The 4,615-nt window shown below is 31.5% G+C and carries 1 protein-coding gene and 2 pseudogenes; 2 read left to right on the forward strand and 1 reads right to left on the reverse strand.

Annotation, left to right across the window (positions count from 1 at the left end; genetic code table 11):
- Positions 1-289 precede the first annotated feature (289 nt).
- Both AC1DJR_RS24730 and AC1DJR_RS24735 read left to right on the forward strand, forming a co-directional pair.
- Positions 290-2,872: pseudogene (locus tag AC1DJR_RS24730) on the forward strand (ATP-binding protein); the annotation flags it as partial.
- A pseudogene (locus AC1DJR_RS24735) lies at positions 2,869-3,423 on the forward strand (CheR family methyltransferase); the annotation flags it as partial. The pseudogenes AC1DJR_RS24730 and AC1DJR_RS24735, both read left to right, overlap by 4 nt.
- A gap of 39 nt (positions 3,424-3,462) precedes the next feature.
- On the opposite strand, the gene AC1DJR_RS24740 reads toward AC1DJR_RS24735, so the two are convergent.
- Positions 3,463-4,605, reverse strand: coding sequence for a SpoIIE family protein phosphatase (locus AC1DJR_RS24740; RefSeq protein WP_477003735.1), 1,143 nt, complete (start codon positions 4,603-4,605; stop codon positions 3,463-3,465).
- Positions 4,606-4,615 lie beyond the last annotated feature (10 nt).

Genomic DNA, 4,615 nt, shown 5'->3' on the forward strand with positions numbered 1-4,615 from the left:
CTGTAAAAAAGAGAGAGCTTGTATTATTTATCTTTGAAGGAATAGATGCAAAAAAAGCTTTAAGAACACTCTTTCCTTCTTAAAAGTTTTATTATCCCCCTATTCCCTCGATCGTTACTTTTCATATATGTTTTTATATTTCAAAATGATTTCCTCTATTCAAAACGAGACCCCCTAATACAATAGGGGGATTTCTAGTTTGGCCTTATGAAAACTGATATAATATATATTACGTTTTTCATTCTTTACAATTGAAAACTTTGAATAACCTTGAAGGTAGGAATTTTTAATGAAATCGAAAGCAAAATTTAGTATTCGCTACAAAATTATGGCTGGTTATTTAGTTATGATTTTGTTCTTACTTATTTCTTTCATTATGTTAAACAATGAGATTTCCAATTTACAAAAATCTCGTAATTTTATTATTGATCACGATTTTAAAGTTCTTAATTTAACGAATCAAGTGGAGAAAGAATTGCTAACAATTGAAAATAAAGCGAAAGATTTTATCATTACTAATAACCCAAATTACGTACAATCCCTTAACTCTGCGGAAAAGGATTACGAAAAACATTATCAAGATCTTTTCGCTTTATTAGAAGATAATCCATCTCAGCAAGAAAAATTAAAACAGATTAACGAAAACATTAATAGTTGGATTAATAAAGAGATTCACCCAATCATTACAAATCATAATAGTAATAACATACAAGCAATCGACACGACTCAAATTCAATCATTACAATCGCAGCTAACTAATTTCCGTAGTATAGAAGAGCAACTAACGAAAAAAAGAGCTGCGCAATTAGATAATGAAAATAATAAATTAGAGCTTTGGTTATACAGTTTATTATTCTTACTTTCTTGTATTTCTATTATCATTTCACTCTATATTTCGAATTCCATTACAAAAACGATTAAAAACGTAATTCAAGCTATTAAATCCATTTCTTCTAAAGAAAAAATTACTGAAAGAATTCATGTAAACACGCGGGATGAAATAAAAGAGCTTGCTCATACAACAAACCACCTACTAGATGAAATATCTAACAGAGAGTGGTTACAAACTGAGCTTGCAGAATTAATTTTAATGTATCAAGGTGTATCTTCTATTGAGATGTTAGGTAAAAAAATACTTAGTGGAATTATACAAAAAACGCAAACCTCTTGCGGTGCATTCTATGTACGTGAAGAAGTTGAAGAAACTGTCTACTATGTGAAGAAAGCTTCTTTCGCCGATCAAGGTGCTAATATTGGAAAACAATCCATTGAAGTTGGTGAAGGTTTAATTGGACAATGCGCTTTAGAGAAGCAAAGTTTTATTCTTCGAGACATACCCGAAGAGTTTCGTTACGTCACTACTGGCTTATTAGAAATACGTCCCAAAAATCTACTAGTAATCCCTGTCTTATTTGAGGATGAAGTTATTGCAGTAATTGAGTTAGTAAGTGTAACTGAGATTTCAGACTTACATCAAGACTTAATTCAACAAACTATTGATAATCTAGGTTTAACCATCCATAGTATTATGGGACGTATGCGAATTCAAACTCTTTTACATGAATCACAAGCAATGACCGAGGAATTACAAGTTCAATCAGAGGAATTGCAAACGCAAGCTGAAGAACTACAAATGCAAGCCGAAGAATTACGAACAACGAATGAACAACTAGAGTCTAGAACTGAAGAGGCTGAACAAAAGACAACTGATTTAGAAATTACTAAATCAGAATTAGAAGAAAAAGCAAGCGAAATATTACGTAGTTCAAAATACAAATCAGAATTTCTAGCAAATATGTCCCATGAATTACGAACACCGTTAAATAGTATTTTACTATTATCTGAAATGTTAAGAGAAAATCATGATAACCATTTATCCGATGATGAAATTGAATTAGCAACCGTCATTCATTCATCAGGAAAAGATTTACTTACTTTAATTAATGACATACTAGATTTATCTAAAGTAGAAGCCGGAAAACTAGACGTCATTTTTGAAGCAACGAACATAAGTGACATGGCAGCAAATATGCAGCAAAACTTTTTACATATAGCTGCACAAAAAAATGTCGAATTTACTATTGAAGACAGTGATATTATTCCTGATTTATTTTATACAGATGCAAAGCGGATTGAGCAAATTATTAAAAACTTATTATCCAATGCATTTAAATTCACGGAAAAAGGATCCGTCTCTTTACATTTCAATCCGATAGAAACAACCAATTTGAGTAATGAAATGCAGTCTATAAGTAAAGATTGGATTACGATTTCAGTAAAAGATACTGGTATTGGTATTTCTAAAGAACAGCATCAACTTATTTTCGAAGCTTTTCAACAGGCAGATGGCGCAACGATTCGGAAATATGGTGGTACAGGCTTAGGATTATCTATTTGTAAAGAGTTTGCTAGATTATTAGGCGGTTGGATTACGTTAGAGAGTAATGTAGGAGAAGGCAGTACCTTCACAGTATATATTCCTAACCTTCCAAATGGGTTAACTGATATACAAGTATCCAATTTAGAAGTTGCAGCAACGATAGAAGATGTTATTCCTCCTGAAGTTATTGAGGAAACTATCGTGACGCCAGAAACAAATAACGTCTTCCAAGAGAAAACTATTTTAATTGTCGATGATGATCATCGAAATATATTTGCATTACAAAATGCATTAGAAAAACAACATGCCAACATTATTACTGCACAAAATGGTATAGAGTGTTTAGAAATACTAAAAAGCAATACAAATATTGACCTTATTTTAATGGATATTATGATGCCGAATATGGACGGTTATGAAACGATGGAAAATATCCGAATGAATTTAGGGTTCCATGAAATACCTATTATCGCATTAACTGCTAAAGCCATGTTATTCCTGAATTAAAAAAATATCCTGAAATTAGAATTTGGCATGCTGGATGCGCAACTGGTGAAGAAGTGTTATCAATGTCCATCTTACTTCACGAAGAAGGATTAAGTGAAAAAGCTGTTATTTACGCAACAGATATGAATACGAATGTGTTAGAAAAAGCAAAACAAGGCATCCTTCCGTTAAATAAAATGCAAACTTATACGAAAAACTATTTACAAGCTGGCGGTACACAAGCATTTTCTAACTATTATTCAACAAATAGTCGTTTTGCTTATTTTAATCCATCCCTGTTACAAAACATTATTTTTGCGCAGCATAATTTAGTAACTGATCAATCTTTTAACGAATTTCATATTATACTTTGCCGTAACGTTTTAATTTATTTTACAAGTAAACTTCAAAACCAAGTACAGCAACTATTTTATGAAAGTTTAGGCCACAATGGATTCCTATGTTTAGGAAATAAAGAAACTCTTCGTTTTTCAGATATAATGCCGCATTATATCCAATTTAACCCTAACGAACAAATCTATCAAAAAATACATTAAAAAGGGTATGAAATCCTATGTTTGGATTTCATACCCTTTTTATTTCGCATTCGTTTGTATCATAATTAAACACATATCATCTGATTGTGCTTTCTTCTGTTCTTCCTTATAAAATCCTTCTATCTCTTCTTCTAAATCTCCCCATTTTCTTTCTGTAAAAGCACGTAATTTCTCTTCAGACTCAAATTCATCATTTGCAATTGCTTCAAGTACACCATCTGTAAACAATAATATTTGAGCGTTCTTCTCAAAAGGTATTACCGTCTTTTCAACCTTTATTTCATCAAAAAATCCTACCGCACAACTCCCGCGATTTAGTTCCACTACATTCTCTTCATCAACTAAAACGTATCCAGAAGGATGTCCTGCATTTACATATTCAATTGTTCTCTTTTCTGTATCAACTACTAAGTATATCGCTGTAAAATAATATGGAATATTGTCATTCTCATTATGTAAAAGAGTCATATATTTATTTAAGTCTTTAATGACAAGTTCCGGATCGATTAAACATTTAATCGATTCACGTAATACAGACGAAATAAACATACAAACTAATGAAGCAGATACACCATGTCCCATCACATCTAATAATATAATACCGTAGCGGTTTTCATCGATTTTATACCAATAATACATATCTCCAGCTAGTTTGAATGAAGGTAAGTAACTTGCTTCAATTTTTATATGATCTTCTCTTAATGGGCTACTTAATAAGTTTCTTTGTACTTGTGTAGCTAAATCTAATTCATTACGAAGATTTTCCTCTTGTTCTTTATGCCAATTTAATTCCAATTTCAAGCGTAATGCCACACGCATACGAGCTAACAATTCAACTTTATTTATAGGTTTCGTAATATAATCCATTGCGCCTATATCAAGCGCTTCAGCTAATTTATTCGCATCTTCTAAAGCTGTTACAAAAATAATAGGAATATCTTTAAACTTCTCCTCGTTTTGTAATCGCCTACAAACTTCAAGTCCATCAATCTCAGGCATCATAATATCTAATAGTATTAAATCAATTTCATTATGCCTGGAAGAATCTTTTCCAAAATGGATGTATTCGAAAAGCTCTTGTGCAGAATTAAGCGATACAAGATCCTGATATCCGGCTTGTTTTAAAATTTTTTCAATTACAAAGATGTTAACCGGATTATCATCGACAATTAAAATGGACACAAGTTATTTC

It is taken from the genome of Bacillus sp. 05T31 (assembly GCF_056396725.1).